Below are 25,233 nucleotides of genomic sequence, written 5' to 3'. Positions count from 1 at the left end.
GCTGCGAGCCACCAGACGATGGGATGCTTGCCAAGCCCGTCTGGCGGGTCGGCGACGAATGCGACGAGGCCTTTGTGTAGCAGGTTCAGACCGGGCCGGGTACGTGGGAAGCGCGCATGGTGACAGTAGATGACGCCAACATGGTCGGGCACGGCGGCCATGGCGGCGCTGAACGTGGTCACATCCTCGGTCACCACGACCCGGCTTTCGGCCACGGCGGCTTGCAGAACGCGGCGGCCGTCGACCCCGCGCAGCTCAGGCCGGTGCGCGGTCAGCGCCACCGCATCGATGCCCCGAGTCGTCAGGTCGTCGGCGAGCCAGGCCGGGTAGTGCTCGTCGACCGGGTCCAGACCGTCAATAGACTGCAGCGGCTGCTGTCTGAGCTGCTGCCTGGCCGGGCGAAGAAGGAAATCACCGCGCTGCTTCAAACCCAAGATCTCCGACGCCGTCGACCGACAGCTTGTTCTCGACGTGCGGCCGGACTAGGCGCCCACGAGGACCCGGGTGAGGCGGGCCCGGAGGGCACCGCGGGGCGTCTCAAGAATCCAGCGCGGTCGACCTTCCCCCGCACATCGACACTTCGGATCAGCCACTTCCCGGACCCGCGATCACGACCTTACCCGGAACCCAGGCCGGTGCGAACCCATGCGGCTTCGGCAATTCGCCCACCGCCCCGACGTGCCGGAGCCGTCAAGATGGAGCACCCCACCGGACGAACGACCTTGTCGGCGACAAGCGCCGGCGCACCCCAAGGAACCGAAACCACGCACTTGACAACAGAGGGGAGCCGGCATGATGGCACACAGCCGAACCTTCGTCGGAAACGCTCGCTCTTTGCTGATGAGCGGACGCCTGCACGCGCTGAGACTGGACGGATGGGGCAGCGGCGGGAGATGCTCCCGGTGGCGGTTACACCTCCGGTAGGGTCGTGGTAGGGATCATGAGTGGCGAGTACGCGCTGGGTGTCTGGGAGCAGGGGCCTGACCAGGAGGGCATGGACATCACCGTCGCCGCCGAAATTGGTCGGGAGGAATTCAGTTCGTACACTGCGGCGATCGCCACATATCAATCTCTGGTAGCACGGCCCACTTACCAAGTCCTTACACGGAATCATCATAGGCTTGCGGCAATGCTCGACACATACAGCAACCTCGAACGAATTGGTGGTCTCTTCAAAAACCTCGACCTTCAAAGCGTGAATTCAATGTTCATGGGTGAAATAACCAACTGGCTGGCATCTACCCGCTTGTACCTAGAGAGCGAACGGGACTTCATTCTTCGGCAGTTCGGCGATGGCAGTGATCAGCTACGGCGGTACCAATCTGTGACGTCATCGGCATTCGATACCCACCCGGGCTATCGATTCCTATACGACCTTCGGAACTATGCCCAACATTGTGGCCCACCTCTCTCCGGGCTAACTATCGCCGCTACCACGGGTGGAAGAACAACAGTTGATCTTTATCTGAGTCGGTCCCACTTATTGTTCGCACGATTCAGTTGGAGCCACCACGCCCGAGCGTTGCTGGAACAATGGCCCGAGCAAATCTCACTCATGCCCCTTGTCGATGACGCGATGGCAGGTTTGCGGCTCGTCGAGGATGAAATCCTTCGAGTTCTTCTCCAGCGTTGTGGAGAAGCGGTTTCGATCATGAGAGACGGGATCACCCGGGCGGGCGCCGTGGATGGGCACCCAGCGGTCTTTCGGCTGCCGACATCTAACGAGACCGGCCAGCTCGCGTGGCAAACGTTTCCGGAAACATCAGCCCTCGACGATATTGAGCAGGCACTGGCAACAGAGGATCCACTCGCGGCTGTTCGCCCGCCGTCGTCTATCGAGCCGACTCACTCGGAAGAGCAGCAACATGCCGACGATCAAGCTGCCGCAGTGATCGCCACATGGCTAGTCCACGGCAGCGGAACGGAGGTGACGGATGCGATCAACCGAGTGCTTGAGCAGGACCGGAGTATCAATCCACTCATCAGCGGCCTGGTCAACCTTTCTGTAACTCAGCTAACGATGCTGGAGAGGGCCTTGGGGGCACCTCCCGAGGATCTACTCGGTGGCTTTCTCTCCCGTGACACCGAGTAGACAGATAGCGATGCCACCAAGGCCGGATCGTGCTAGCAGTGGCGACTGACTCAGACTGAGAATGTGATGCGCCTGCAGATATGAGAACTCCAGCACGCGCATAGCCACCGATCCCAGTACCGCCGTTCAGGCGGAATGCCGACTGCGCCTGTGGGTCTATCCGGTCATTGGTAGCCGGTCGATGACCTCGCTGCGGCGAAGCGACGTCCAACGGGTAGTCACGCTTGCCGCGCAGGAGCTGGCGCCGAACACCGTCGAAGTGATCTACAGCTACGTCTCCGCCGTCTTCAAGAACGCCGTCGTCGACCGAGTCATCCCGACCAGCCCATGCGTGAAGATCAACCTACCGGAGAAGCCCCGCGTGAAGGTCGTTCCCCTCACCACGGAACAGGTCTCACAGATCGCCAGCCGCGTAGAACGCCGCTACCGCGCACTCGTCCTGACCGGCGCAGCAGCCGGGGCTCGCAGCAGCGAGCTACGTGGGCTCACGGTAGACCGCCTCTCCCCCGCCCTGCACATGCGCAGGGACATCAATCCACGCCAGACAACACTGCGGATCGACCGCCAACTCGTCGGCATTGACGACGCCCGGCAGCCGGTATTCGGCCCCGTGAAGACCCCGGCCGCCGACCGGATCGTGGTCATCGGGGCGTCTGTCACGCGCCTGATCGCCGATCACCTCGCCGAGTTCGGACCCGGCAACGGCGGTCTCGTCTTCAGCGCACCCGGCGGCGTCCCCATTGACCGCAGCCGAGCCGGCCACATCTGGCGACCCGCCGTCACCAGTATGGGACTACGGCCCCGATCCGGCTGGCACGACCTGCGTCACTACCACGCGTCCCTACTCATCGCCGACGGGCGCAGCCCACGCGCCGTCGCCGACCGGCTCGGTCACGAAGACGCCGCGGAAACCCTTCGCACGTACAGCCACCTCTGGATCGATGACGAGGACCGCGCCGTCGCCGCCACCGAACACGCGCTGAGGGAGATCATCTGATAGCAAGCCGACCAGAACGCCCTCGTGCTCCACCCGTCGACCGTCGAGTGTCTTCCGGCTTGAGAACAACGTGGATGGCCGAAGCTCGAAGACCCTACGCTGGTTTCCAGGGAGTCGAGTATGAGCAGTCGACATTGGCCGATACATCTCCATGGAGAACGAGACCATGAACACTGAATACGTGCCTTGGGTCGAGGTCAAGGCAAAGGCCAGGCGACTTGATCCTCGGACGGACGCCGAGCGCGCAGCCGGAAAGGTCGCCGCCCGCGAACGTTGTGACGTCTACATGCGTGACACCCCAAAGGCAGACGTCGCCCCTGAGGGCAAGGACACCGGTCAGTCTGACAATCATCTCCGCCCTGTGGAGCACTCTTCTCCAGCGACGCACCCATCGCCCGGCAGGTAGACGAGCACATGGACGGTTTCGGCGAAAGGTGACCGGGCGCATTGCGCTGGAGACCATTGGCGCCCTTGACTTCGCCCTCGGCGGGACATGGCTTAAAGCACAGCTTCACGGTGACGGCTTCGCCGCGCGCCGGTGGCCTGGAGGGACCCCCATCGTGTCGAGCAGTTCAGTCAAGTGAGCATAAGTGGCCGAAACCTCATCAGCGACCTGCTCGACGTTCTTGACGACGCGGTCCGGCACAACCGGCCGCTCCCCCAACGCCGCTTTGCATGCACTGCGAATCCAGTCCGACCGGGAAATACCCGCGTCCTGGGCGGCCTTACTGATCGCGGCCGCCTCAGAGACTGGAAGCCGAAACGAAATCGTCGTCGCTAACGGTTGGGCATACTCAACCTCGACAACCTCATCGTCCTCACCCTGGGCATCAAGCTCATCGCGGTGCTCATACTGCCAATCCGCAAGCTCAGCTTCGGAGAGTCCTTCCGGCGGTGTCGTGTTCATCGCATCCTCCAAGCGCTGATCGGCCGCGCTGCTCGCCCCTCGGCGTCGTAGACAAAGTTGACCCGGATGCCGTTGGCCACGATGTAGTAGCCAGCGGTTCCGTCACCCTTGTTACGCCGAACCGAGGGCTTGGTATCGAATGCGGCGTACACCTCGAACTCGGTGACACCATGGCGCGTCACGTGAGGAGTGTTGCCCTCGTCGAGGTCGACGTAGTCAATCCGCATCCGTCCTCCTATGAAGTTGTGATACACACAATACTCTATGTATCACAGCACTACAAGCACATGTTGTTACTTACGGCGACGATCTTGACGTCGCTCACCGAAGCAGTGTATGCGCAGCTGGCCAGATCAAGGACCTAGCAATCAGACCTAACCAAGCTCACGTCGTCCTCGGTTGACCAACGTCCACCTGCTACTGCGGACTGCATACGGACCGTGATCACCGCGAACACGCGTTTACACAGGTCAGCCACATACCAGCGGAACGCCGGCCGGAATCCGGCTTACAGGCCAGCTCGTCCTCTCTGCTCGGGCCGATACGCCGGCTTGCTCTCTGGCCAGCAGATTTGCCTGTCGTCACCTGTCATCGCCTGACGGCCTTTCGCATCCTGATGTGCCCTCAATGTGCCCTAGCGGTGCAGGGCTATGGGGCCATGCTGAGACGTCATCCTCGTAGTTGCCCGTTCGTAGGTCGGAGCGGAGCGAGTCAACGGTCGACGGAGCCAGTGCAGATCACAGCGGTGGCGGCGGGCTCGTCTCGTTCCCGCCGGTATGTCGGAGGTTTCCTGTTTCGTATGGAGGATTTGTTTGGCGTGGTGGTCAACGGGCCCTCGGTGTGGCCCAACCGATGAGTTTGGCGCGCCGTGCTTGTCTATACGCCAAATACCGACTCACGGAAGGCATGACGCCATGCGGAAACTGACCTTCAGCATGAACATGAGCCTGGACGGCTATATCACCGCGCCCGGCGACGACCTCGGCTGGAGCGTGCCGAGCGACGAGCTGTTCCAGTGGTGGTCCGACCGGGTGGACGCGACGGGCCTGGCGCTGTACGGGCGCAGGCTGTGGGAAACGATGAGCTCTTATTGGCCGACCGCCGACCAGCAGCCGGGTGCCACACCGGCGGCGATCGAGTTCGCCGGCCGCTGGCGGGACATGCCGAAGGTGGTGTTCTCCTCTACGATCAGCACGGTCGACTGGAACACCCGTCTGGTCACCGGCGACGCGGTCACCGAGATCACCAGGCTCAAGGCAGACGACGGCGGGCCCATGGACATCGGCGGTGCCACACTCGCCGGGGCAGCCATGCGGGCCGGGCTGATCGACGAGTACACGCTCGTCACCCATCCGGTCCTGGTGGGCGGCGGCACGCCGTTCTTCACAGCCCTGGACAACTGGGTGAACCTGAACCTGGTGCAGACCCGGACGTTTCCCGATGGCGTGGTGCTGACCAGGTACGAGACCAGGCGCTAAGGGCCCGATCCGTCCGGAGAGGGGTCGCTTGCGGACGACCGACCAGTGGGCCCCCTAAGCGTCCCGGTATCGGTCCCGCATCTCGGGGCGTTCGTGGAAGCCGGCCGCCTTGTACGTGGCGACCGCGCCGGTATTGGAGCTCGGGGTGGAGACGATCGCGCTCGACGAGCCCAGCTCCTGCAGTGCGGCCGCCGCAGCAACGGTGATTGCCTTGCCGTAGCCGTGACCGCGATGTTCCCGGTGCACGCCCATCGGCTCGATCAACCCGGGCTTGCCCACACCGGCGGACCACACCGTCACCGCCGCCACCGCAATACCCCGGTCGTCGTACGCGACCAGACACCGGGCATCGGCGTACGGCAATCCGGCCGCCATCGCATGCCAGCGCCCGTCCGTGAACGTCGACCCGCCGAACGATGCCCGCTGTACAGCGGTCCGCACGTGCGCTCGCTCCGGCCCGATCACCTCGATCCGCACACCTGGGTCCTGCACCGGCTCCGCAAGATCGCGTCGCAGCGGCGTCCACGGCTCGTCGATCTTCCAGCCATTCTCGACGAGCAGATCTGGGACCAGTGCGTACGTTGGCGCTTCGACGTACACCTTCCCTTCTGGCAATACGACACGCTCCGGGTGAGTCATATCGTCGACGAGCTGTTGCGCCAGCTCTTCGTCCCGCCGAGCTTCCGGCGCCATCGTCAGCCGGAGCAGCTCGGGACCGTCCAGCAGCCCGACGGCGAGAATCTGCCCGTCCCGGCTCCAGGTCCGAATCGCAGCGGCCGTCGCCTCGGCACCGAACCGCCAGAACCAGCCCAGGTCCCCCGGATGCAGCTGCATCGGCGACCCGTCGCTCTGCCATTCCCGCAGCACGCCCACGGCCTCGCTCAGCCCTTCAATTCCCGGCTTGCCCAACCCAATCGCCATTCCCCGATCGAATACCACGACGCCACCACATCGCGCGCGATTTTTTGGCGGACACGCGCCCCGATCTCGACGCGGCATGATCCACACGCACTCTTTCAGGAGGAGATAAAGTCGACGAGGTGATCGGTGACGTCTCGGATTGCCGTTATGGCTGCTTTGGGAATGACCGCATGGGATGGCACTTACTACTCGCAGGTCGACTCGAGCTCGGGAGCGACGGCGCAGTCTTCGACAGCTTATCGTTGTTGATCGGAGTTCAGCTCATTGATGACGAGGGCTGAAATACACCTTGACGGTGTGGTATTCGCATACGGGAGGCGCCGAGCGCTGGCCGGCGCCTCCTGGTCCGTGGGTTCTGGTGTCGCTGCGCTGCTCGGGCCCAACGGTGCGGGGAAGACCACGCTTCTCAAGTGCATTGTGGGGCTGCTTCACCCAGCCGACGGAACTGTCCACATCGGGTCGTTGAGCATGACCGAGCGGGCGACTCGCAGGCAGGCTCAACGGCTCGTGGGATACGTGCCGCAGCGTGCTCAACTGCCCGCTCTTTCACGTGTCGAGGACGCTATCGGTTATGCGGCCTGGTTGAGTGGAGTAACTGGTGGAGAGTTCGCCACACGCATGTCGGCGGTGCTTGAGGAGCTCGAGCTTCAAGACCTTCGCCGCCGGCGTGTTCGCACGTTGTCCGGAGGGCAACGGCAACGTGTGGCGCTGGCGACCGGTATCGTTCACGATCCGCACGTGCTGCTCCTCGATGAGCCGACTGCGGGCTTGGATCCCGGACAACGCTTGAAGGTCCGGCATACGATCCAGCAGATCGGCTCCACGCGGGCGGTCCTGATGTCGACGCATATGGCCGAGGACGTCCAGTATGTGGCGGACACCGTCGGCGTACTAGTGGAGGGGACGATCCGCTATGACGGGCCCCTCGATGGCCTCGTGTCCGGAGCGCATTCCTCCCCTCGATCTCCCGGCCCCGGCTCGGACTTCGAGAAGGCCTACGAGAGCCTGATAGCTAGCCTGGGCGCCGTGGATGACTGAGGGACGCCGGGCGTATCGAGCTCTCTGGACGGGCTGGCCCCTTCACCGACTCACGTTTCCCCTGGTGGGCATGGTCGTCGCTGTGGGCACGGCGCTGAGCACCCAGCACATGTTGCATGCTCCCTATGTGACGTGGCCAGAAGTGTCCACGGCATGGCACGAGTCGTTGAGACTGCCAGGAGCGCTTGCGGCTGGATTCAGCGCCTTCGCCGCTGCCAGCATCTTCACATCACGATCCCCCATCAGTCTTCCCATCAGACCCCGGCTGGGCGGACGTGCTGTGGCGACCCACATCGCTGGTGTTGCCGTCTGGGCGCTGATTGGTCACGTGCTCGGCATGATGCCCGTTACGGCCTACGCGGTCGGCAGTGCGACATGGGGCCACCTGCGCATACTGGATGTACTGGTTTCGCTAGCCGGACTCGCACTCGTCGTCGCGTCAGGTTTCGTTGCCGGGGTTGTCATTCGCTCGGCGAAGGTGGCACCACCGCTTGTTGCGATTGCTGCTCTGGTCATCATGCAGCTACCCAACAATCCCCTCCTGCGCCCGTTGGCGTTACTGCAGCCGGTACAACAGTGGACGACGAGCGACCTCAAGTTCGTCCCCAACACGGCGGTCAGTGTCTTCAGCTTCATCTTCGCTGTCGTCGGTATCTTGGCCGCGGTCGCCACCGCTGACGCGGTACTTTGCGGATTGCGTCGGCTGGGCCCAGCACACATCGCCTGGGCATTGGCACCGCTCGTACTGGCGACGGTTGCCTTCGCCTGGCGACCCGAGCTGTATGTTGATTCTGGAAAGCGACCACAAGTCTGTACGAGCGTTCACGATGTACCCGTATGTCTGCATGAGGCACACGCCAAGAGTCTTGACACCGTTGCCGAGACTGTGGCGTCGCTGCAATCCGCTGGTGCCGAACCGCTGATCAACAGCGTGACCGGAGAATCCGTGTCGGACGTGAACACGTCGCGACAAGGTAATGCCGTCATCTCGCTCAATCTCACTCCGGATAGCCCGCGGCTGGCTGCGCAGACCGTCCCGGAACAGGTCGCCATACAGGTCAGCACGGCGGCTGCCGTGCCCGCTGGCCCGTGTTCGTCGAGACAGCACCATGACCTCGGTGCTCTGGTGCGTCACCGGATCCTCACCGACGCCGGGTACGGTCACGTGGCCGATCTGTTCACCTCAACCTTTCCTGATCTCTCGGAAGCGGAACAGGTTCTAGAGGAGATGTCTTCGGCGCAGTTCGCGGACTTCGTAGCCCAGCGGCACGAGACGATAGTGGCGTGCCAGCTGACCACTCAGGATGTCACGGAGCTGTGAGATACCACGCTCGAGGGCTATGGCACGTCCGCCGCCTGTGGGCTGGGGTCGTCCTCACTGCGGTGGTGATCATCTCTGCCTGGCTGTTCTATGACATATCCGTCCGCGTGCAACCGGCGATCGGCCGTCTCGCCCGCGGTGTCGGTACACCTGAGTTGCTGGGCGCTTCGCTGGCCGCCCTGCTTCCTGCTGTGTGCGTGCCCGCATTCGACGCACGGGAGAAAGCAGCCACATTGACGGCTCGGATTACCCACACCTTCATCTCGGCTACGTTTCTGATCGCACCGCTCCTGGTTATCCATGCGTGGTATCAGTCCGTCCGGTTCCATGTGCCGTCCCAGACTCTGCCGCCCGCGTGGGATCTCGCTGGAAACGTGCTGCTCGCTGGCAGTATCGGAGTGGTTTCCACGCTGATCGTGGGGCCACGTGTCGGACCACTGGTCACCCTGCTGGCCTATTCCGGATTCGTCGTCGCTCAGCAGGCCTGGCCGGAATCGGTACTCACCAAACACTTTTCCACCGGGAAGGATTGGACGACCAACTGGTGGCTGACCGCAGGCATCTGCGTATGCGCGATCGCGTTGGATTACCTGCTTTGCTCGGTGCCCTGGCGCCGCGCGCGACACGACGAGTGACCGAAGGCAGCTGCTGGTCGTATCGTCGCGCGTCGGCTGACCAGCTCAGTAGGCGACGGTGAGGTGCGGGGCTCCTGCCGGATTCCCGAGTTCGTCGAGCACGGCGATCGCGAAGTCTTCGGCACTGATACGCGAGATGCCGTCGTCGTCGATCAGGAGGGTTTCGGTGCCACGCCGGTAGATGCCGGTCCGTTCGCCTGGGGCGAGGAGGGCTGGCGGGCTCAGGTATGTCCAGGTGGCGTCCGGATGGCTCTGGCAGGCCCGCAGTTGGTCGGTGCTGGCGGCCGCGATGGCGGAGTATTCCGCGGGAACGTAGGCGGGATCGTCGGCGACGAGCAGGTCGGGACGGTTCGGGCTGCGCAGCGGCCCGGCACCCCCGGCGACGAGGACTCGGGTGCCGGTGGCGGCTGCGGCGTCGAGGACCGCCGTGGTCACCGCGGCGAGGGTGGCCTCGAACCCCGGCGCGGGACGGACGCTCAGGACGGCGACATCGGTGTCGGCGAGGAGCGAGCGCAGCGTGACGGCGTCATTGGCGTCCGCGGCCACCGTGGTCACTCCGCTGGGGAGGCCATCGGTGCCGGGGTTGCGGCAGATGGCGGTGACCTGGTGGCCGCGGCGCACGGCCTCGTCGGTGACGCGGGTGCCGACCATGCCGGTGGCCCCGATGACGGTGATCTTCATGTGCGGGTCCTTCGCTGTCGAGTTGGGTTGAGTTGTCCGGCGACGAGAGCGGTGAGCGCGAGCGCGAAGCCGGCGATTTGACCGGCCGTGAAGGTCTCGCTGAGGAGCAGTGATCCGATGAGGGCGGCGACCAGTGGAGAGAGCAAGCCGAGGAGGGCGGTTGCGGTGACCGGGAGGCGTCCGATGCCCCGGAACCAGAGCGCGTAGGCGATGAAGCCACCGACGGTGCCGAGCCACAGGTATCCGATGATGGCGGAACCGTCGATGCCGGGAGGCGCCCCTTCAACCAGCGCGGTCAGCGGCAGCAACACGAGCCCACCCGCGACGAGCTGCCACCCGGCGAACGTCAGCGGGCCCACTCCGGCTGGGCGGCCCCAGTGCTTGGTGAGTGTCACGCCCAGGGCCATGCAGGCGGCTCCGGTGAGTCCGGCGAGGATTCCGACCCCGTCAAGTGCGGCCGTCGGCCCGAGGACGACGAGCCCCACACCGACGACGCCGGCAATTCCCCAGCCGATGCGCCAGATCGACGGTTGTTCCCGGAGCACGGCGACGGCCAGGCCTGCGACGATGATCGGCTGGATGGCTCCGAGTGTCGCCGCGACCCCGCCGGGAAGCCGCTCGGCCGCCACGAAGAGAAGGGGCAGGAAGGCGCCGATGTTCAGCGCACCGAGCGCGGCCGCCTTCCACCACCACATACCGCGAGGGAGCGCGCGGGTCGCCAGGATCAGGATGAGCCCACCGGGCAGGGACCGCATCAGCGCTGCGAAGAGCGGGTGGTCGGGCGGCAGGAACTCGGTCGTCACCGAATACGTGGTGCCCCACGATGCGGGCGCGAGGGCGGTGGCCGCGATCAGTGCCACCGTGCCACCGATCCATCCCGGCCCGGCGCTACGTCTGAGGTCCCGTGGTGGATGTCGGGTTATCGATGTCGTCACACATGCAGTCTCATTGCGACCACACCTATAAGTCCAACATATTGTTTCGATAGAACCAATCGTCATATAAGATTGCTCGGATGGAGCTCCGGCAGATCCGATACGTCATGGCCGTGGCCGAGACCCGGAACTTCACCCGGGCCGCCACGCAGTGCTATGTGGCTCAATCCGCGTTGAGCCACCAGGTCAAGGCCCTCGAGCAGGAGCTTGGAGTGGCACTGTTCGCCCGCACCAGCCGGCGAGTCGAGCTCACCCCCGCTGGCGCGGCCTTCATCCCCGCTGCCCAAGAGTGTCTAGACGCTGCCGAACGTGCCGCGGCCGACGCGGCTGCCGCAGTCGGCGAGGTGCGGGGACGGTTGGCTATCGGCATCATCCCCACCGTCGCCGCCCTCGACATCCCCGCCACGCTGCAGCGTTTCCGCGAGCGGCACCCGCGGGTGCGCGTCAGCCTCCGCGTCGGGGCCAGCGACGAGATGGCAGCCGACGTCGCAGCCGGGAATCTGGACATCGCGATCCTCGGCCTGCCGGCTCACGACCGGCCGCAAGATGTCGAGGTGCGCGAGCTCGCGCGCCAGGATCTCGTCGCTGTCGTGCCGGTAAACCATCAGCTCGCCGAGCGTGGCACGGTCACCCTCCGCGAGCTCGCCGAGTCACCCTTCGCCGACTTCCACACCGGCAGCCCGGGCCGCGCCCAGAGCGACGAGGCGTTCGCGGCCGCGGAACTCGAGCGCACCGTCGCCTACGAAGTGACCTCGGCCGAACTGATGATGCGCATCGTCAGCCAGGGACTCGCCGTCGCGTTTCTCCCCGCTCCCATCGCCCAATCCAACCCGGACGTCCGGGTGCTCTCCGTGACCGACGGCCCGAGACGGATCGAGTACCTCGCCTGGAGCGAGTTCAACCCCACACCGGCAACCCGGGCATTCCTCGCTTCGCTCCCCTCGCTCTAGGTGCCTCTCATCGGAAGGCGATGCACAGGCTGACCGGGCCGGTGCCTGTCTATGCTGGACTTGTGTCCGGCGACGGGAGCCGGCCCGCACGGGTCGACGACATACACGAACGTGCTCTGGCCATGCCGCACGCCACCGTCGAGTACGGAACCGGGGAAAATCCGATCTATCAGGTGGGCGGGAAGTCATTCATCTTCTTCCGCAATCCCCGCCCGGACGCGGTCGACCCCGAGACGGGGCAACGGTATCAGGATGTCATCGTGTTCTGGGTCGGATCGGAGGCAGACAAAGAAGCCCTGGTTCGCGACCAGACGTCGCCGTTCTTCACCACCGCGCATTTCGATGGCCATCCGTCGGTGTTGCTGCGGGCCAGTCGCATCGGTGAGCTCACATTGGACGAGCTGACCGAGGTGATCCAGGACGCCTGGCTGGCACGCGCGTCAGCTCGCCGGGCACGGGCGTGGCTCGACGCTCACCCACCGAGCTGATCACCATCCGACGAGCCACGCTCAGAGATCATCAAGTCCAGGGCCCGGCCCCCTTGTGGGATGTGCGAGTCATGTTCCGCTGATTCTGGGGTAAGCGCCGCAGCGTTGGAAGGCGGTGATCGAGATATGGAGGTCCTCAGCAGCCGGATCCTGCTGCGTCCATCCGATCCGGAGCGCAGCCGGCACTTCTACGGCGACGTTCTCGGGCTGGCCGTGTATCGGGAATTCGGGCCGCCGGAGAGCCCGGGTGTGGTCTTCTTTCTCGGCCAGGGATTTCTTGAGGTGTCGGGCAGCTCGAACGGCCAGGCCGACGGCCCGGTGCAGATCTGGCTCCAGGTCCGCGACGTGCGGTCCGAGCACGAGCGGCTGCTGGAGCGTGGCGCCGTCGTGACACGCGAGCCACGTCAGGAGCCATGGGGTCTGATCGAGATGTGGATCGAGGACCCCGACGGCGTGCCGATCGTGCTCGTCGAGATCCCGGACGATCATCCGCTGCGCCGTGACACCAGGTAGCGCATGCGCAATCGGTCAGAGCAGACCGCGTCGTTGCATCTGAGTCCACGAGATCCAGCCGGGCAGGATCGGCAGCCAGAAGGTCACGATGCGGAACAGCAAGACGGCCGTAACAGCGGTGGCGGTCGGAACGCCGAGGGTGCTCACGCCGGCCGATAGCGCGGCTTCCACCGCGCCCAGGCCACCAGGCGTGGGCACGGCTGTGCCCACGGTGTTGCCGACCAGCTGTACGACGGCCAGACCGGCGATGGGCGCGCTTCCGCCCACCGCTTTCAGGCAGGCATAAAAGCACACGATCATGCTGAATGCCTGCAGCAGGATGCCGCCCGCTGCGGTCGCCAGCTTGCGTGGATCGCTGAGCACGTCAAGCAACCGAGGCAATCCCTGCTCGGTGAAGTCGGACCAGAGAGTACGCAGCCAGCGCCGAACCGGAGGGATGAGCACGCTCAGGGCCAGCGCGGCCAATGCCCCGACAACGATGATCAGTGTGGTCGCCGACGCCAGACCGGCGGCGGCCGAGGAGCTGGAGATGACCGCGAGGATGGCGAACAACGGGAACACGACGGCCCACTGCCCCGCCTGGTGCGCCGCGACGCTGGCCGTCGCCAGCGGCGCGGCGAGTTGTGCCTTGGTGAGCAGCCGCATGTTGATGGCCATGTTGCTGACCGCTGCCGGCGCCAGCAGCCGCACGAACCCCAGCGCCACCTGGGCACAGAACGCGCGCCGCAACGGTATCCGCTCGGGCACGAACCCGAGGATGCCGAACGCCATGCCGAGATAGTTGCCGAACATCATCACCACGGCAACGACGAGCCAGCGCAGATCGGTCTCTGCCCACAACTGGCCGAACGACACATCCGAGAGCTGCGTGCCGATCAGGTATACCGCGACCACCGTTCCGACCCCGGTCAACAGCGTCAACGGCCGGAAACGCCGAAGCTGTACCGGCGTCGCCCCGGCGCCGAGCCGCTCGACCAGGTGCTCCCGGACACGAGCCAGAACGTCCCGGTGCTCGGCGATTTCACGACGGGTGGCCCGCGGCAGAGCTGCCGTTTGGACGAGTGGAACGGTCGCGCCGACGACATCGGAGCCGAGCGTGCGGATGGCCGTGTCGACGGCGCGCTCCGCACCGACGACGGCCCCCACCGCGGCCAGGACCTGGACGATGTCGGCGCGCAGCGCCACCTCGGTTGCGGCTACCTCGCCGCCTGCCGGGTCGAGCAGCCACACCTTGCCGTCGTCGGAAATCTTGATCGTCCGTCCGGACAGCCGGCGGTGGGCCACGTGATTGCGGTGCAGCTGGCCCACCTGGCGCCAGAGATCGTCGAGCATCGCGTCGCTGACCTGGCTGGCTGACAGCTCGCCGAGCAGCCTCCCCGGGACGTGGTCGTACACGACCGCCGCCGAGTCGCGGTCGATGCGCAGGACGGTGCGGATCTCCGGGGTTCGTGCGCCGGCGCGGGCGACCGCCAGCGATTGCAGCGTGATCCGGTTGAGCGCGTCGCGCATCGTCACCGACTGCTTGGGAAGCACCTCTTGGTGCGTCCGCAGCCGCCCGAACGTCCGGACCAGCGTCCCCGCCCCCTCGTTGTCGCGGTCGAGGACCAGCACGCTGAACGTGTCGTCGGGGGTCTCGGCGGTAAAGCGGCGGTACTCGTCGACGGATCGAGCTCGCAACGCGGTGATGTCATAGCCGTTCTCCTCGAGCGCGGCGGCAACCTTTCGCCCGCTGGGTGCCACGGAGGGCTGCCCGCCCACCAGCCGGACGAGCAATCCGACGGCGGCACCGATCCCCATCGCGATCAGCAGCCCGCCCACCGACGCCTCGGCACGCAGCAACAAGACGGCGACGTCGCCGGTGAGGGCGAAGATGGCGACCTGCCGGAAGCGTTTCACGTCGAGTCGGGATACGACGGTGACGACGGTGACCAGCAGCGCCGGGTAGGTCGGCACCGGAGTGCCCTCGGCACCGTCGACGATCGGGACCAGGCTGTCGTAGACCCGCGCCGGTGCCCATGCGCTCAACGACGCTGAGGCCGCCACGGTTGCCGCAGCCGCCATGCCCCCGGCGACCAGGAGCTCGAGGGTGATGCGAACCCGGCTGCGCAACATCAGCACCAGGATGAGAACGGGCGGCAACACGAACCCGGCGAGGTTGGCGGCGAACGCGACGATCTCCACCGGACCGTCGGGGATGCGATCGTTGAAATCCGTCAGATCGGCAGTTGCCGCAGTGAGCGTGCGATCAGCGACGATCGAGAGAACGACCAGCGTCGACATGGCTGCGGTGATAAGCAGCAGCCACAGCACGTCGATCGGACGCCGCGTGCGAGCGGGCAGCGGGGGCTCGTCGACCACGGCCTGCCCGGACGTACGCTGTGCTGGGTCCAGGGGCTTGGTCATCGGTGTCCGATCGTCCCACGGCGTCGACGGTCATGCGACGCCGCCAGGAGTGCGAGATCTGGCTGGCGCCCGAGCATGCGGGCTGGAGCGACTGCCCCGGTAACCCTGCCTACCGACTCCCGGAGGAGGTCGGCATGACCATTGTGCCGCGCCTGCTCCTCGATCGGGTGATGCCGGTCCGGGCGGCCTAGCTAGGAATCGGATGCGCCGCCGAGTGTGGCTGCGTACGCGGCCTCCATCTGTGCTGCAACGGTGGGGCCGTCTGGTGCGGGCTGTCTACGCGCTTGTGGCCCGAGATGGGTCTCCCGGAGTTCGTCCATGTACGCCTCCCAGACCGGTGGTCCGCCGTCGGCGAGCACGTGCGCCCGGGCGGCGTACGCCTCTGCTACGGGGAGATGCCGCACTCCCCAGGCGCTGAGTTGGGCGAGGATCGGGACCAGTTCGATCGCGTGCTCGGTGAGGCTGTAGGTGACCTTCTGCTTGTGTGAGGGATCGTCGGCCTTGGTGAGCAGGCCGTGCTCGACCAGCGTGTTCAGCCGATCGGCGAGAATGTTCGACGAGATCCGCTCGGGGCCGGCCAGCAGCTCACGGAAGTGCCGGGCGCCGCCGAAGATGATGTCGCGCAGGACGAGCAAGGTCCAGCGGTCGCCAAAGATCTCCAGCGACAGGTTGATCGGACAGCCCGACCGCATGTCCTTACGCACTGCACCCACCTCTAAACCGGTTGCATTTCCGCTTCAGTATCCCCTAGCGTCAGAGTAGTTGCAAAACGAAATCGGTTGGAGGCATCGATGTCCACGGGGAATCTGCCCGAGGTGGTGTCACGCGAGGAATGGCTCGCCGCCCGCAGGGAGCTGCTGGTGAAAGAAAAGGAGCTCACCCGGGCCCGTGACCGGGTCAACGCTGAACGCCGTCGGTTGCCGATGGTCCGCGTTGATAAGGAGTACACGTTCGACGGACCGGATGGGCAGGTCAGGCTGCTCGACCTGTTCGAGGGTCGATCGCAGTTGGTGATGCACCACTTCATGTTCGGCCCGGACTGGGACGAGGCCTGTTCGAGTTGCTCCTCCGCGGCCGACGGGATCGGCGGGCTGCGGCAGCTGCACGTCCGCAACACCACACTTGTCGCCGTGTCGCGGGCCCCGTACGAGAAGATCGCTGCGTTTCGCGAGCGGATGGGCTGGACGTTCCCCTGGTATTCCTCGTACGGCAGCGATTTCAACTACGACTTCCATGCCACCCTCGACGACCGCGTCGCGCCAGTGCTGCTCCACTTCCGCACCGAAGCTGAGCTTGCCGAGGCCGGAACGCCGTGGACGGGTGGACCTTGGACGGAGGACATGCGCGGCACAGAGATGCCGGGCATCAGCACGTTCCTGCGAGTCGGCGAGGAGGTATTCCATACCTACTCCACGTACGGCCGCGGCATCGAAGAGTTCCACAACGGCTACCAGTACCTCGACCTCACCGCCCTCGGCCGCCAGGAGGCGTGGGAGGAGCCGACGGGCCGTGCGGTTCCGCTCGGCCTGCAGGTCGGTGGCCCCAACATGCGCCTGCCCGACGAATACGACACTTGATGTGTGGCCACCATGTGTGGCTGCCCAGCCGTCGCGGCACACCGGCGTTTCAGCGGCCGACATCACACGGGACCGTGCGCCCGCCTGGCTATGGTCATGCGCGGACGCGAGATGCGCGGGTGGCTCCACGTCGACACCGCTGCCCTGGGCGAGGCCACGCAGCTCGAACGGTGGGTGGCTCGTGGCCTCGCCTACGCGCGCTCGCTGCCCGCCAAGGTCAAGGGCTAACTCCGCGGGTTCACCCGCGCAAGGCCGCAGCCGGCCAGAGGGCGGCGCCTGAGCGGAAGACCGCACCTGACCGAAAGGCCGTGCCTGGCCCGGAGGTCACTCGCTGCCGGAGGCCATGGATGCGCTTGCTCGGCGGGCGGCGTCGAAGGGTGTCCTGTCGAAGATGATCCGCATCTGCGCAATCTGCCCGTCGACCACCCGGACCCACTCGGCACCGGGAGCGCCGTTCACCGGAACGGTGTCGGTGTCATACATCAGGACTGCCGTCGTGTCGTCACCGAACGCCGCCAGCAGTTCGGACCTCGTGAGGATCTGCGTAAAGGGTCCCATGAAGCCACGGAAGGCCTCGGCTCCCTCGAACCGTCCGGACGGTGCATCACAGACGATGTCGTCGGCAATGTAGGTCATTGCCCGCTCGAAGTCGTCGTTCGTCCAGGCACGGTGGTAGGCGAGCGCGGTCTCCAGCGCAGCGGCACTCTGTTCGGTCATGGTCGCTTCCTTTCGTCGACATGCATCTACGGTGTTTGAGACACCGCTAGGCGGCCGAGCGGAACGCTCTCGGCCGAATCCGCCGCGAGATCTCGCATGTCAAGATGGACGCGTGACCCCGTCCACACCGGACCGCGCGCGAGACAGGAGCGACGAAGCCTTCCACGAGCTCGTCGAACCGTACCGCCGTGAGCTGCACCTGCATTGCTACCGGATGATGGGCTCACTCGCCGATGCCGACGACATGCTCCAGGAGACGATGCTGGCGGCCTGGCGCGGGCTCGCGGGCTTCGCTGGCCGGTCCTCGATACGCGCCTGGCTCTACCGGATCGCCACCAACCGCTGCCTCAACGCGCTGCGCGATTCCCGCAGGCGCGCTCCGGCCGAACCAGTCCCACCATTCGACCCTCCGCCGCCCTCCCGGCGGTCAGATCTGACCTGGCTGCAGCCCTATCCCGACACCTTGCTGGAGCAAGCCACGGATCAAGCGCCCGGTCCGGCGGGCCGATATCTCGCCCGGGAAGCGACCGAGCTGGCGTTCGTCGCCGCGTTGCAGGAGCTACCGCCACGGCAGGTCGCCACGCTGATCCTTTGTGATGTTCTCGATTTCTCCGTCGCCGACGTCGCGGAGATGCTGGACACCACGGGAAACGCCGTCAAGGGGGCCTTGCAACGTGCTCGCGCATCCGTCGCTCGGCGCACGACAGCTCGCAGCGACGGGCACCGTCACACCCACTCGACGCACGGGTGGGATATCGCACGACGATTCGCCCGGGCATTCACCGAGGACGACATCGACGGCGTCATCGAACTCCTCACCGACGACGCTTGGCTCGCCATGCCTCCCGCGCCGCACGAATACCACGGCCCCACCGCTATCGGGGCCTTCCTGCGCAGCAGTGCCACCTGGCGTGCCGGCCGCCGCATCCGTCTGGTGCCGACCGGCGCCAACGTCCAGCCAGCATTCGGTTGCTACCTCGCCGGCGACGACGATGCTGGGGTCCGCTTCAACGGCATCATCGTCCTGACCCTTCGCGACGGCCGGATCGCCGGCATGACACGTTTCCTTGACCCCGGCCTCTCGCATGCATTCGGCATGTCACCCACCGTTGAATCCTGACCTCTCGCACGTCTCGTACACCGCGGCCGAATGCGGCAGTCGGACACCACTTCGGCACTGACGATGATCACGAGCCAGTGGATCGAATCTTCGACCGAATTCTCCGTGCGACCAGGGGCTGGCGAGCCGAGAAGCGATTCCAGCGGCTGTACACGTCGCTGCGGTCTGTCGACGCTCTCTCCGTACTCGATCCGTTGCTGGAGCGGGTGGCATCGTCCCGCTTGCCGCCAGCGCGCGTCTACGAGCTGGGCCGTCGGCTGGCATTCGAGTCCGCACACCGCGAGCCGGTGAAGGTCGGCGTGGGCCTGCTCGGGCTGTTCGATCTGGAAGATCTGACCGAGCAGCTGATGACCTTGGGCCGACACGAAGAATTCACCCTCTATGTCGCCGTGGCGTTCGGCAACGGCCTGCACGATAGCGAGCCGGCACAGTGGAGGTTGGCCCAGCAGGTAGAAGGCTGGGGCCGCATTCATCTGGTGGAACGGCTCGCCAACACCGACCGGCCGGAGATCAAGGACTGGATTCTCCGGGAGGGCTTCCGTAATTCGATCATGAACGAGTACCTGGCCCACACGGCCGCCACCACCGGGGACCTCGCCGCGGCGCTCGGCGGTGACGATGTGGATGACGAGCTCCTGGCGGCGGCCGGCGACATTCTCAGCGCGCTCATCGAGGGTGGCCCAGCCGAGAACATCGACGATTATCTGGACGGGCCACAAGCGACTCGCCGGTATGTGGATCACATGGCAACCCGAGCACGCACGATCGACGACCTGCTGCACCTGGGCGACATTGCCGAGTTCCTCGATCAGGACACCGATTGGGATACCCGGGAGCTGCGTGGCTGGACCTCGGAACTGCGGGAAACGCTTCGTACGGACTGCGTGGCGATCATCGAACATCCGGGATGGCGCGACATGGTTGAAGCCGGCCTTCAAGCCGACGACGAGGTCGCGTTCGCCCGGGCCGACCACGCGGCGCGACTGCTCGGCATTCCGACCCTGCCTGCGCGTCTGAGCCGGCTGCGCAGCCATCCGCTGGAGGACTCGAGCTGGTATCACGTGCCTCGGCTTCGTCGTGCAGGGATTGCAACGCTGGCCGGGCAAGGGCTGGCCACTTGTCGCCAACCACCGCCCTCAGCAATCGCGTCACCCGCAACCGTGCCATGGCGGCAAAGGCGCTCGCCGCGTGGCCGCGCGAGGCGTGGCCCGACGACGATGAGGCATGACCATGTCGCCGGGACACGTAGTGTGATCTTCAACGTGGGAAGTCCGGCGAGCGTCGCCACGTCCACCGCACACCACTCTCCGGACACGATCGGCTCAAGTGGACGTTCCACGATAGTGACGTCGTGTCACAAAATTGCCGGACTATCTCGTCTCGGTGGTGAGAGCAAGTACCCGGATTGGAGCGTGACGCAATGCGAGTGTTCGTGGCAGGCGGGACCGGTGTTATCGGACGGCGCCTGGTGCCGCAACTCGTGGGCCGTGGCCATCACGTGACCGCGACGACGACCAACGCGGGCAAGGTGGGGCTGCTGGAACAGATGGGTGCCGAGGGCGTGGTGATGGACGGGCTGGATGCGGCGTCGGTCGGCGAGGCGGTGGCGGCCGCTCAGCCGGATACGATCGTGCATCAGATGACCGGGCTGTCCCTGGCGCATGCCGGCAAGCCTGACTTCAAGCACCCCGACCGGTACTTCGGCCTTACCGCCCGGTTGCGCACTGAGGGGACCGACCACCTGCTGGCCGCTGCCGAGGCGACTGGCGTGTCTCACGTGGTCGCGCAGGGCTTTGGCAGTTTCAACGGCATCCGCGAGGGTGGATGGGTGAAGACCGAGGAAGATCCGTTGGACCCGTTCCCGGCCAGTGCGCGGAAGATGGCGGAGTGCCTCTTCCATCTCGAGGACGTGGTCGTCAAAGCTGGCGGCGCGGTCCTACGATACGGCGCGCTGTACGGGCCGGGTGCCACTGACGACCAGGTCGAGCTCGTGCGCAAGCGGAAGTTTCCGCTGGTCGGGCGCGGCACCGGCTACATGTCGTGGGTGCATCTCGACGACGCGGCGAGCGCTACCGTTCTGGCAGTGGAGCAACGGGCGAGCGGTGTGTTCAACATCGCCGACGACGACCCCGCACCGGCCAGGGAATGGCTACCCCACCTGGCTGCGTGCGCAGGGGCGAAACGGCCGATGCGGGTCCCCACGTGGCTGGCCCGGCTACTGGCGGGCGAGATGCCGGTCATGATGATGGTCGAGGGGCGCGGCTTCTCCAACGCCAAGGCCAAGCGGGAGCTCGGCTGGCAGCCGCGCTATCCATCGTGGCGGCAAGGTTTCCGGGAAGAACTCGCATGACCCGGGACGAGGAATTCGAACAGCTACGCCCGCTGCTGTTCTCGATCGCCTACCGAATTCTCGGCAGCGTCACCGAAGCCGAGGATGCGGTCCAGGAGGCCTGGCTGCGCTACGAGCCGTCTCCGACGCAGCCGACGTCGGCCAAGGCGTACCTCTCCGCTGTCGTCACCCGGATCTCGATTGACGTGCTGCGATCCGCACGCGCACGGCGCGAAACGTACGTCGGGCCGTGGTTCCCCGAACCGCTGCTCACCGACACCTACGAGGATCCGGCGCGCTCGGCCGAGTTGGCCGACTCGTTGTCGATGGCGGCCCTGTTGCTGCTCGAGCGGCTCAGCCCGCTCGAACGGGCGGTCTTCGTGCTGCGAGACGTGTTCGGGTTCGGCTTTCCCGAAATCGCGTCGGCCGTCGGCAGATCCGAGGCGGCCTGCCGCCAGCTCGCCGTCCGGGCGCGACGCCACATGGACGATGGGCGCCCCCGGTTCGAAGCGGATCGCCGGGAACGCGAGGAGCTGGCGGCGCGCTTTTTCGGCGCGGTCCGCGATGGCGACGTCGACGGGCTTCGGGAGCTGCTCGCTGCCGACGTCCAGATGCTCGGAGACGGGGGCGGCAAGGCACCCGCGTTCCGCAAGGGCGTGATCGGCGCGGACAACGTGGCCCGGTTCCTGGCGTCGAACATCCCGCTGCTCGCCAAGATCGACGCACGCATGGAGCGACGCGAGGTGAACGGCCAGCCTGGCGCGATCCTTCGCGATCGGAACGGCAATGTGGTCGGCACGATGACGCTCGACGTATGCGGTGGGCAGATCCAGACGATCCGTTCGGTGATCAACCCCGACAAGCTCGGGCACGTCGGACCCGTGGCGGACGCCTGGGCCGTTGCACACGAGGTGAAGCACGCTCGCTCCGCCGGGGAACCGGAATGATCATGTGCCGGAACGGCGAGCCGCCGGAGGAGGGACGACGGAGGCGGCGAGCGTGACCAACGGATCATGAACGGCGAGCGCGGGCGCGGCGCTTGCCCTCGTGCATGGCCTGGACACGGGCCACCGGTATGGTGTGCCCTTCCTCCACCAGATCCGGTGGCAGCGGCTGCGGGCGTGGCATCTGATCCGCCCATGGGTCGGCGCCGCCGAGACGTTCGACGGCGTTGCGGATCGTCACCTCACCTGGAACGAACCCCTCGAGATCTTCCCACGCCAGCGGGAACGAGATCGGCACGTCGGGCCGTATCCGCGGGCTGTACGCGGCGATGACCGTCGCGCTGCCGGCCCGGGTCGAGTCGAGGAACACCTTGCCCTCGCGATCTTCGACGATGTACGCGGTGGTGGCCAGCTTCGGGTCGAGACGTTCGGCACGCGCCGCCAGCGCACGTGTCGCGGCTGCGGCGTCCTCCGTCGACGTCGGCGCCGAAACCGGCACGACGACGTGTATCCCCTTGGCACCGCTGGTCTTCACCGCTCCGGACAATCCCGTATCCGCGAGAGCCTGCCGCACGAGGAACGCCGCCCCGACCGCGTGCTCGAATCGGCCTTCCGGCGGATCGATGTCGACGACCAGATGGGTCGCGTGCATCGGCTGATCGGCACGGATCAATGTCACGTGATATTCGACGGCGCGCTGGTTCGCGAACCACAACAGCGTGCGACGATCGTTGCACAACGCGTACGAGATCTCGCGTCTCGACGCCTCGGCCCAGATCTGGACCTTTCGCACCCACGCCGGAGCGTATTTCGGGACGTTCTTCTGCATGAACGGTGCTTGATCGCGATGGACCCGCATCACCGACAGTGGCCGATCCTCGAGTACCGGAAGGACACGATCGTGGATGGCGTCGAGGTAGTCGACCAGGTCCCGCTTGGTCACACCTGCATCCGCGAACAGCGGCCGATCGAGGTTGCTCAGCTGCACGCCCGCACGTGACTCGTCGCCGCTCATCCCTTAACCATTACCCAGACGACGCTCCCGGTCAACGGAATGACCAGACCAGCAACCGGACAGCCGCCGTGCGGGCGGCGCGCGCTTCAACCGATCCAGCGGTGTCACCACCGCGAGGGACGGGTGACAACCGGCGCACGTAGGCTTGGCAACCGATGGACGGAAACGCCGGGAACGAGATGATCGCCGTACCGGCCGGGCAGGTGACGCTGTCGGATCGGCGGACGCAGCGCAGCTGGCCGGTCGAGCTTGCGCCGTTCCACCTTGCCGCGTTCCCCGTCACCCAGCTTCAATACGCACAGGTCGCTGGCCAGCGGCCGGGCACCGTGCACGGCGACCACCTGCCCGTCGAGAGCGTTACCTGGTGGGATGCGGTCCGGTTCTGCAACGCGCTATCGCTGCGCGAGGGGTTGACGCCGGTGTACCACCTGCAAGCTGACGTCGAGGACGCCACGTGGGACACCTCCGCCGACGGATACCGGCTACCGGCCGAAGCCGAATGGGAGTACGCCTGTCGTGCCGGTACGACAGGGCCACGGTACGGGCATCTCGACGAGATCGCTTGGTACCGCGACAACTCGTCCGAGCGGGTGCACGACGTCGGTGGCAAGCTGCCGAACGCGTGGGGCCTGTACGACATGCTCGGCAACGTGTGGGAGTGGTGCTGGGACATCTACGATGCCGAGGTCTACGGAAGCTATCGGGTATTGCGCGGCGGCGGCTGGTTCGACGAGCACTGGAGCTGCCGCGCCTCGGTGCGCCGCCGCAGCCACCCGACCCTCCAGATCGACGACGTCGGTTTCCGCGTCGCACGGTCCGTTGTGCCCTGACACGTGCCGTCTTCACCAGCTCGCCACGGCGGGACGCTCCTTACGTCACGTTCCAGGAGTGATAGCTGTCGATGTCGAGCCAGGCGCTCACCCGCGGGCGCTCCCGCTCCGGGTACTGCTTGCCGATGTAGTGGCGGGCGAGACGATCGATGTCGGTGAGGTCCGGGTCATCGTCGAGCGTCACGGTGCCCTGCACGCTGACGTGCCGATACCAGGAGTCTCCGTCCAGCACGGTCAAAGACACCCGGGGATTCGCCTTGATGTGCTCCAGACGCTTGCGGCCGGCGTCCAAGTTAAGCAAGATCCGGCCCTCTTCCCACAGGTACCAGGTGGCCACCGTCACGGGCGTGCCATCCGGGCGCACCGTGCCCATCACGGCCGGATTGGGCCGCTTCAGAATCTCCACCAAGTGCTCTGGAATCGGCGGGTTGGCCACGATCACTCCTTTCGTCGTCCACATGATTCGTTTCCACGCTCGGCCACATTCTCGTCCCAACGGGCCTGCACCGGCAGGAACTGCAACGTCATGGTTCTATTCCGCACCGCAGTTGGGCGTTTTCGCGCCCGGCACACACGCGTCCGACATCCGCCAGTTCTTCGCCCAGCGACGCCGAGCTTCTCCTAGCCGTCGTGCGGCACGCCGGGATGGTGACACGTACTGATGGTTCAACTAGTGTGCAGCGATGGCTGACGTCCTCCTGTTCCACCATGCACACGGGCGGACCGGCGCGTTCCTTGAGTTCGCCCAGAACATCAGAAACGCCGGGCATACCGTGCACACGCCCGACCTCTACGAGGGCAAGACGTTTACCGATCTCGATGCTGGGGTCGCTTTCGCCGAACAGGTGGGCTTCTCGGAAATCGTCTCGCGCGGCGTGGCCGCTGCGAACGAGCTCTCGTCCGAGATCGTCTACGCCGGGTTCTCCCTGGGAGCCTTGCCCGCCCAGGCGCTGGCCCAGACCCGGCCGGGAGCCGTCGGCGCGGTGCTGTTCCATGGCGGCGTTCCGGCCTCCGAACTCGGTCGCCCGTGGCCGGCCGGCGTGCCGCTGCAGATTCACGTGATGGAGGGCGACGAGTGGAGCGAGCTCGACGCGTGCCGAGCTCTGGCGGAGGCGGCCAGGTCGGCGGAGTTGTTCGTGTATCCGGGCACGGGGCATCTCTTCGCCGACGCTGACTCTCCCGATTACGAGCCCGCGAGCGCTCGCCTGCTGCTCGACCGCACGCTCACGTTCCTGCAGTCCGTCTCGTGACCGAAAGATTCAACTTCTTGGGGCTGCGGAACGTCCAGGCGGCCTCCGAGCGCTCTGGACGTTCCACAAACCCAAGAAGTCACGCTCCCGGG

General features: G+C 65.9%; 29 protein-coding genes. 18 read left to right on the top strand and 11 right to left on the bottom strand.

The features are described 5' to 3' along the window. Positions 1 to 428, bottom strand: a 428-nt coding sequence (locus tag DPM12_RS08665) for a DUF5615 family PIN-like protein (protein ID WP_112257905.1), incomplete at its 3' end; no start/stop codon positions are given. Between the two features lie 512 nt (positions 429 to 940). Between DPM12_RS08665 and DPM12_RS08660 the strand changes: the two genes are divergently transcribed. Both DPM12_RS08660 and DPM12_RS08655 read left to right on the top strand, forming a co-directional pair. Further along, entirely contained in the window at positions 941 to 2,092 is a 1,152-nt protein-coding gene (locus DPM12_RS08660; RefSeq protein ID WP_112257904.1) for a hypothetical protein, read from the top strand. A gap of 181 nt (positions 2,093 to 2,273) precedes the next feature. Continuing rightward, positions 2,274 to 3,089 (top strand): tyrosine-type recombinase/integrase, encoded by an 816-nt coding sequence (locus DPM12_RS08655; protein WP_112257903.1) that lies wholly within the window; start codon positions 2,274 to 2,276, stop codon positions 3,087 to 3,089. Between the two features lie 511 nt (positions 3,090 to 3,600). Here the strand turns inward: DPM12_RS08655 and DPM12_RS08650 are convergent. Then, complete coding sequence (locus DPM12_RS08650) at positions 3,601 to 3,996, bottom strand: plasmid mobilization protein (RefSeq protein WP_112257902.1); 396 nt, start codon at positions 3,994 to 3,996, stop codon at positions 3,601 to 3,603. Continuing rightward, complete coding sequence (locus tag DPM12_RS08645) at positions 3,993 to 4,223, bottom strand: hypothetical protein (RefSeq protein WP_112257901.1); 231 nt, start codon at positions 4,221 to 4,223, stop codon at positions 3,993 to 3,995. The genes DPM12_RS08650 and DPM12_RS08645 overlap by 4 nt, the downstream gene beginning before the upstream one ends. Before the next feature lie 687 nt (positions 4,224 to 4,910). On the opposite strand from DPM12_RS08645, the gene DPM12_RS08640 reads away from it, so the two are divergent. Further along, the gene (locus DPM12_RS08640; protein ID WP_112257900.1) at positions 4,911 to 5,474 is read left to right on the top strand and encodes a dihydrofolate reductase family protein; all 564 of its coding nucleotides are present in this window, start codon (positions 4,911 to 4,913) and stop codon (positions 5,472 to 5,474) included. 54 nt (positions 5,475 to 5,528) lie between these two features. Here DPM12_RS08640 and DPM12_RS08635 read toward each other — a convergent pair whose 3' ends face one another. Beyond that, the gene (locus tag DPM12_RS08635; RefSeq protein WP_112257899.1) at positions 5,529 to 6,395 is read right to left on the bottom strand and encodes a GNAT family N-acetyltransferase; all 867 of its coding nucleotides are present in this window, start codon (positions 6,393 to 6,395) and stop codon (positions 5,529 to 5,531) included. Between the two features lie 267 nt (positions 6,396 to 6,662). Here DPM12_RS08635 and DPM12_RS08630 point away from each other — a divergent pair, with 267 nt between their 5' ends. The 3 genes from DPM12_RS08630 (at position 6,663) to DPM12_RS08620 (ending at position 9,389) form a co-directional block, all read left to right on the top strand. Continuing rightward, on the top strand, positions 6,663 to 7,433 hold the full coding sequence (locus DPM12_RS08630) for an ABC transporter ATP-binding protein (protein WP_112257898.1): 771 nt from the start codon (positions 6,663 to 6,665) through the stop codon (positions 7,431 to 7,433). Between the two features lie 70 nt (positions 7,434 to 7,503). Next, on the top strand, positions 7,504 to 8,754 hold the full coding sequence (locus DPM12_RS08625) for a hypothetical protein (RefSeq protein ID WP_123788507.1): 1,251 nt from the start codon (positions 7,504 to 7,506) through the stop codon (positions 8,752 to 8,754). Further along, positions 8,751 to 9,389 (top strand): hypothetical protein, encoded by a 639-nt coding sequence (locus DPM12_RS08620; protein ID WP_123788508.1) that lies wholly within the window; start codon positions 8,751 to 8,753, stop codon positions 9,387 to 9,389. Before DPM12_RS08625 ends, DPM12_RS08620 begins: the two co-directional genes overlap by 4 nt. Before the next feature lie 45 nt (positions 9,390 to 9,434). On the opposite strand, the gene DPM12_RS08615 is transcribed toward DPM12_RS08620, so the two are convergent. Together DPM12_RS08615 and DPM12_RS08610 are read right to left on the bottom strand one after the other, a co-directional pair. After that, complete coding sequence (locus DPM12_RS08615; protein ID WP_112257895.1) at positions 9,435 to 10,070, bottom strand: NAD(P)-dependent oxidoreductase; 636 nt, start codon at positions 10,068 to 10,070, stop codon at positions 9,435 to 9,437. Continuing rightward, positions 10,067 to 11,005: an EamA family transporter gene (locus DPM12_RS08610; RefSeq protein WP_211658678.1), complete on the bottom strand. Its 939-nt coding sequence runs from the start codon at positions 11,003 to 11,005 to the stop codon at positions 10,067 to 10,069. Before DPM12_RS08610 ends, DPM12_RS08615 begins: the two co-directional genes overlap by 4 nt. Before the next feature lie 80 nt (positions 11,006 to 11,085). Between DPM12_RS08610 and DPM12_RS08605 the strand changes: the two genes are divergently transcribed. The 3 genes from DPM12_RS08605 (at position 11,086) to DPM12_RS08595 (ending at position 12,956) form a co-directional block, all read left to right on the top strand. After that, entirely contained in the window at positions 11,086 to 11,955 is an 870-nt protein-coding gene (locus DPM12_RS08605) for a LysR family transcriptional regulator (RefSeq protein WP_112257893.1), read from the top strand. Positions 11,956 to 12,077: 122 nt separating this feature from the next. Beyond that, positions 12,078 to 12,443, top strand: coding sequence for an MmcQ/YjbR family DNA-binding protein (locus DPM12_RS08600; RefSeq protein WP_425467587.1), 366 nt, complete (start codon positions 12,078 to 12,080; stop codon positions 12,441 to 12,443). A gap of 126 nt (positions 12,444 to 12,569) precedes the next feature. Beyond that, entirely contained in the window at positions 12,570 to 12,956 is a 387-nt protein-coding gene (locus DPM12_RS08595) for a VOC family protein (RefSeq protein WP_112257891.1), read from the top strand. A 15-nt stretch (positions 12,957 to 12,971) separates the two neighbouring features. On the opposite strand, the gene DPM12_RS08590 is transcribed toward DPM12_RS08595, so the two are convergent. Further along, positions 12,972 to 15,359, bottom strand: a complete 2,388-nt coding sequence (locus DPM12_RS08590) for a flippase-like domain-containing protein (protein WP_112257890.1) — start codon at positions 15,357 to 15,359, stop codon at positions 12,972 to 12,974. A gap of 2 nt (positions 15,360 to 15,361) precedes the next feature. Here DPM12_RS08590 and DPM12_RS23835 point away from each other — a divergent pair, with 2 nt between their 5' ends. Further along, on the top strand, positions 15,362 to 15,550 hold the full coding sequence (locus DPM12_RS23835) for a hypothetical protein (RefSeq protein ID WP_245951234.1): 189 nt from the start codon (positions 15,362 to 15,364) through the stop codon (positions 15,548 to 15,550). Here the strand turns inward: DPM12_RS23835 and DPM12_RS08580 are convergent, their stop codons facing one another. After that, complete coding sequence (locus DPM12_RS08580; RefSeq protein WP_112257889.1) at positions 15,551 to 16,063, bottom strand: winged helix-turn-helix transcriptional regulator; 513 nt, start codon at positions 16,061 to 16,063, stop codon at positions 15,551 to 15,553. A gap of 87 nt (positions 16,064 to 16,150) precedes the next feature. Here DPM12_RS08580 and DPM12_RS08575 point away from each other — a divergent pair, with 87 nt between their 5' ends. Together DPM12_RS08575 and DPM12_RS24095 are read left to right on the top strand one after the other, a co-directional pair. Further along, the gene (locus DPM12_RS08575; protein ID WP_112257888.1) at positions 16,151 to 16,936 is read left to right on the top strand and encodes a DUF899 domain-containing protein; all 786 of its coding nucleotides are present in this window, start codon (positions 16,151 to 16,153) and stop codon (positions 16,934 to 16,936) included. A 96-nt stretch (positions 16,937 to 17,032) separates the two neighbouring features. Next, entirely contained in the window at positions 17,033 to 17,164 is a 132-nt protein-coding gene (locus DPM12_RS24095) for a hypothetical protein (RefSeq protein ID WP_281269637.1), read from the top strand. Positions 17,165 to 17,260: 96 nt separating this feature from the next. Here DPM12_RS24095 and DPM12_RS08570 read toward each other — a convergent pair whose 3' ends face one another. Continuing rightward, entirely contained in the window at positions 17,261 to 17,653 is a 393-nt protein-coding gene (locus DPM12_RS08570; protein WP_112257887.1) for a nuclear transport factor 2 family protein, read from the bottom strand. A 112-nt stretch (positions 17,654 to 17,765) separates the two neighbouring features. On the opposite strand from DPM12_RS08570, the gene DPM12_RS08565 reads away from it, so the two are divergent. From DPM12_RS08565 to DPM12_RS08550, 4 genes are all read left to right on the top strand, one after another. Next, positions 17,766 to 18,773 (top strand): RNA polymerase subunit sigma-70, encoded by a 1,008-nt coding sequence (locus DPM12_RS08565; protein ID WP_211658675.1) that lies wholly within the window; start codon positions 17,766 to 17,768, stop codon positions 18,771 to 18,773. 77 nt (positions 18,774 to 18,850) lie between these two features. Beyond that, positions 18,851 to 20,275 (top strand): hypothetical protein, encoded by a 1,425-nt coding sequence (locus DPM12_RS08560; protein ID WP_112257885.1) that lies wholly within the window; start codon positions 18,851 to 18,853, stop codon positions 20,273 to 20,275. Then, the gene (locus tag DPM12_RS08555) at positions 20,194 to 21,123 is read left to right on the top strand and encodes an NAD-dependent epimerase/dehydratase family protein (RefSeq protein ID WP_112257884.1); all 930 of its coding nucleotides are present in this window, start codon (positions 20,194 to 20,196) and stop codon (positions 21,121 to 21,123) included. Before DPM12_RS08560 ends, DPM12_RS08555 begins: the two co-directional genes overlap by 82 nt. Further along, entirely contained in the window at positions 21,120 to 22,049 is a 930-nt protein-coding gene (locus DPM12_RS08550) for an RNA polymerase sigma-70 factor (protein WP_112257883.1), read from the top strand. Before DPM12_RS08555 ends, DPM12_RS08550 begins: the two co-directional genes overlap by 4 nt. A 64-nt stretch (positions 22,050 to 22,113) precedes the next feature. Here DPM12_RS08550 and DPM12_RS08545 read toward each other — a convergent pair whose 3' ends face one another. Next, positions 22,114 to 23,061, bottom strand: coding sequence for a DNA polymerase domain-containing protein (locus DPM12_RS08545; RefSeq protein WP_112257882.1), 948 nt, complete (start codon positions 23,059 to 23,061; stop codon positions 22,114 to 22,116). A 155-nt stretch (positions 23,062 to 23,216) separates the two neighbouring features. Between DPM12_RS08545 and DPM12_RS08540 the strand changes: the two genes are divergently transcribed. After that, complete coding sequence (locus tag DPM12_RS08540) at positions 23,217 to 23,891, top strand: formylglycine-generating enzyme family protein (RefSeq protein ID WP_112257881.1); 675 nt, start codon at positions 23,217 to 23,219, stop codon at positions 23,889 to 23,891. A gap of 40 nt (positions 23,892 to 23,931) precedes the next feature. Here the strand turns inward: DPM12_RS08540 and DPM12_RS08535 are convergent, their stop codons facing one another. Then, positions 23,932 to 24,327: a TIGR03618 family F420-dependent PPOX class oxidoreductase gene (locus DPM12_RS08535; RefSeq protein WP_112257927.1), complete on the bottom strand. Its 396-nt coding sequence runs from the start codon at positions 24,325 to 24,327 to the stop codon at positions 23,932 to 23,934. A gap of 247 nt (positions 24,328 to 24,574) precedes the next feature. Here DPM12_RS08535 and DPM12_RS08530 point away from each other — a divergent pair, with 247 nt between their 5' ends. Beyond that, complete coding sequence (locus DPM12_RS08530; RefSeq protein ID WP_112257880.1) at positions 24,575 to 25,141, top strand: dienelactone hydrolase family protein; 567 nt, start codon at positions 24,575 to 24,577, stop codon at positions 25,139 to 25,141. Positions 25,142 to 25,233 lie beyond the last annotated feature (92 nt).

The sequence above is a fragment of the Phytoactinopolyspora halophila genome, assembly GCF_003287285.1.
In the GTDB taxonomy this organism is placed as follows: domain Bacteria; phylum Actinomycetota; class Actinomycetes; order Jiangellales; family Jiangellaceae; genus Phytoactinopolyspora_A; species Phytoactinopolyspora_A halophila.
This window is presented reverse-complemented; position numbering and strand designations above follow the sequence as displayed.

What these genes read in the sequence shown, in the direction of transcription:
- DPM12_RS08635 (WP_112257899.1), bottom strand. Translation starts at nt 6,395, where the DNA reads ATGGCGATTGGGTTGGGCAAGCCGGGAATTGAAGGGCTGAGCGAGGCC.
- DPM12_RS08630 (WP_112257898.1), top strand. Translation starts at nt 6,663, where the DNA reads ATGACGAGGGCTGAAATACACCTTGACGGTGTGGTATTCGCATACGGG.
- DPM12_RS24095 (WP_281269637.1), top strand. Translation starts at nt 17,033, where the DNA reads ATGCGCGGACGCGAGATGCGCGGGTGGCTCCACGTCGACACCGCTGCC.
- DPM12_RS08590 (WP_112257890.1), bottom strand. Translation starts at nt 15,359, where the DNA reads ATGACCAAGCCCCTGGACCCAGCACAGCGTACGTCCGGGCAGGCCGTG.
- DPM12_RS08615 (WP_112257895.1), bottom strand. Translation starts at nt 10,070, where the DNA reads ATGAAGATCACCGTCATCGGGGCCACCGGCATGGTCGGCACCCGCGTC.
- DPM12_RS08605 (WP_112257893.1), top strand. Translation starts at nt 11,086, where the DNA reads ATGGAGCTCCGGCAGATCCGATACGTCATGGCCGTGGCCGAGACCCGG.
- DPM12_RS08540 (WP_112257881.1), top strand. Translation starts at nt 23,217, where the DNA reads ATGGACGGAAACGCCGGGAACGAGATGATCGCCGTACCGGCCGGGCAG.
- DPM12_RS08660 (WP_112257904.1), top strand. Translation starts at nt 941, where the DNA reads ATGAGTGGCGAGTACGCGCTGGGTGTCTGGGAGCAGGGGCCTGACCAG.
- DPM12_RS08530 (WP_112257880.1), top strand. Translation starts at nt 24,575, where the DNA reads ATGGCTGACGTCCTCCTGTTCCACCATGCACACGGGCGGACCGGCGCG.
- DPM12_RS08650 (WP_112257902.1), bottom strand. Translation starts at nt 3,996, where the DNA reads ATGAACACGACACCGCCGGAAGGACTCTCCGAAGCTGAGCTTGCGGAT.
- DPM12_RS08625 (WP_123788507.1), top strand. Translation starts at nt 7,504, where the DNA reads ATGGTCGTCGCTGTGGGCACGGCGCTGAGCACCCAGCACATGTTGCAT.
- DPM12_RS08545 (WP_112257882.1), bottom strand. Translation starts at nt 23,061, where the DNA reads ATGAGCGGCGACGAGTCACGTGCGGGCGTGCAGCTGAGCAACCTCGAT.
- DPM12_RS08550 (WP_112257883.1), top strand. Translation starts at nt 21,120, where the DNA reads ATGACCCGGGACGAGGAATTCGAACAGCTACGCCCGCTGCTGTTCTCG.
- DPM12_RS08645 (WP_112257901.1), bottom strand. Translation starts at nt 4,223, where the DNA reads ATGCGGATTGACTACGTCGACCTCGACGAGGGCAACACTCCTCACGTG.
- DPM12_RS08570 (WP_112257887.1), bottom strand. Translation starts at nt 17,653, where the DNA reads ATGACCGAACAGAGTGCCGCTGCGCTGGAGACCGCGCTCGCCTACCAC.
- DPM12_RS08595 (WP_112257891.1), top strand. Translation starts at nt 12,570, where the DNA reads ATGGAGGTCCTCAGCAGCCGGATCCTGCTGCGTCCATCCGATCCGGAG.
- DPM12_RS08575 (WP_112257888.1), top strand. Translation starts at nt 16,151, where the DNA reads ATGTCCACGGGGAATCTGCCCGAGGTGGTGTCACGCGAGGAATGGCTC.
- DPM12_RS08555 (WP_112257884.1), top strand. Translation starts at nt 20,194, where the DNA reads ATGCGAGTGTTCGTGGCAGGCGGGACCGGTGTTATCGGACGGCGCCTG.
- DPM12_RS08655 (WP_112257903.1), top strand. Translation starts at nt 2,274, where the DNA reads ATGACCTCGCTGCGGCGAAGCGACGTCCAACGGGTAGTCACGCTTGCC.
- DPM12_RS08600 (WP_425467587.1), top strand. Translation starts at nt 12,078, where the DNA reads ATGCCGCACGCCACCGTCGAGTACGGAACCGGGGAAAATCCGATCTAT.
- DPM12_RS08640 (WP_112257900.1), top strand. Translation starts at nt 4,911, where the DNA reads ATGCGGAAACTGACCTTCAGCATGAACATGAGCCTGGACGGCTATATC.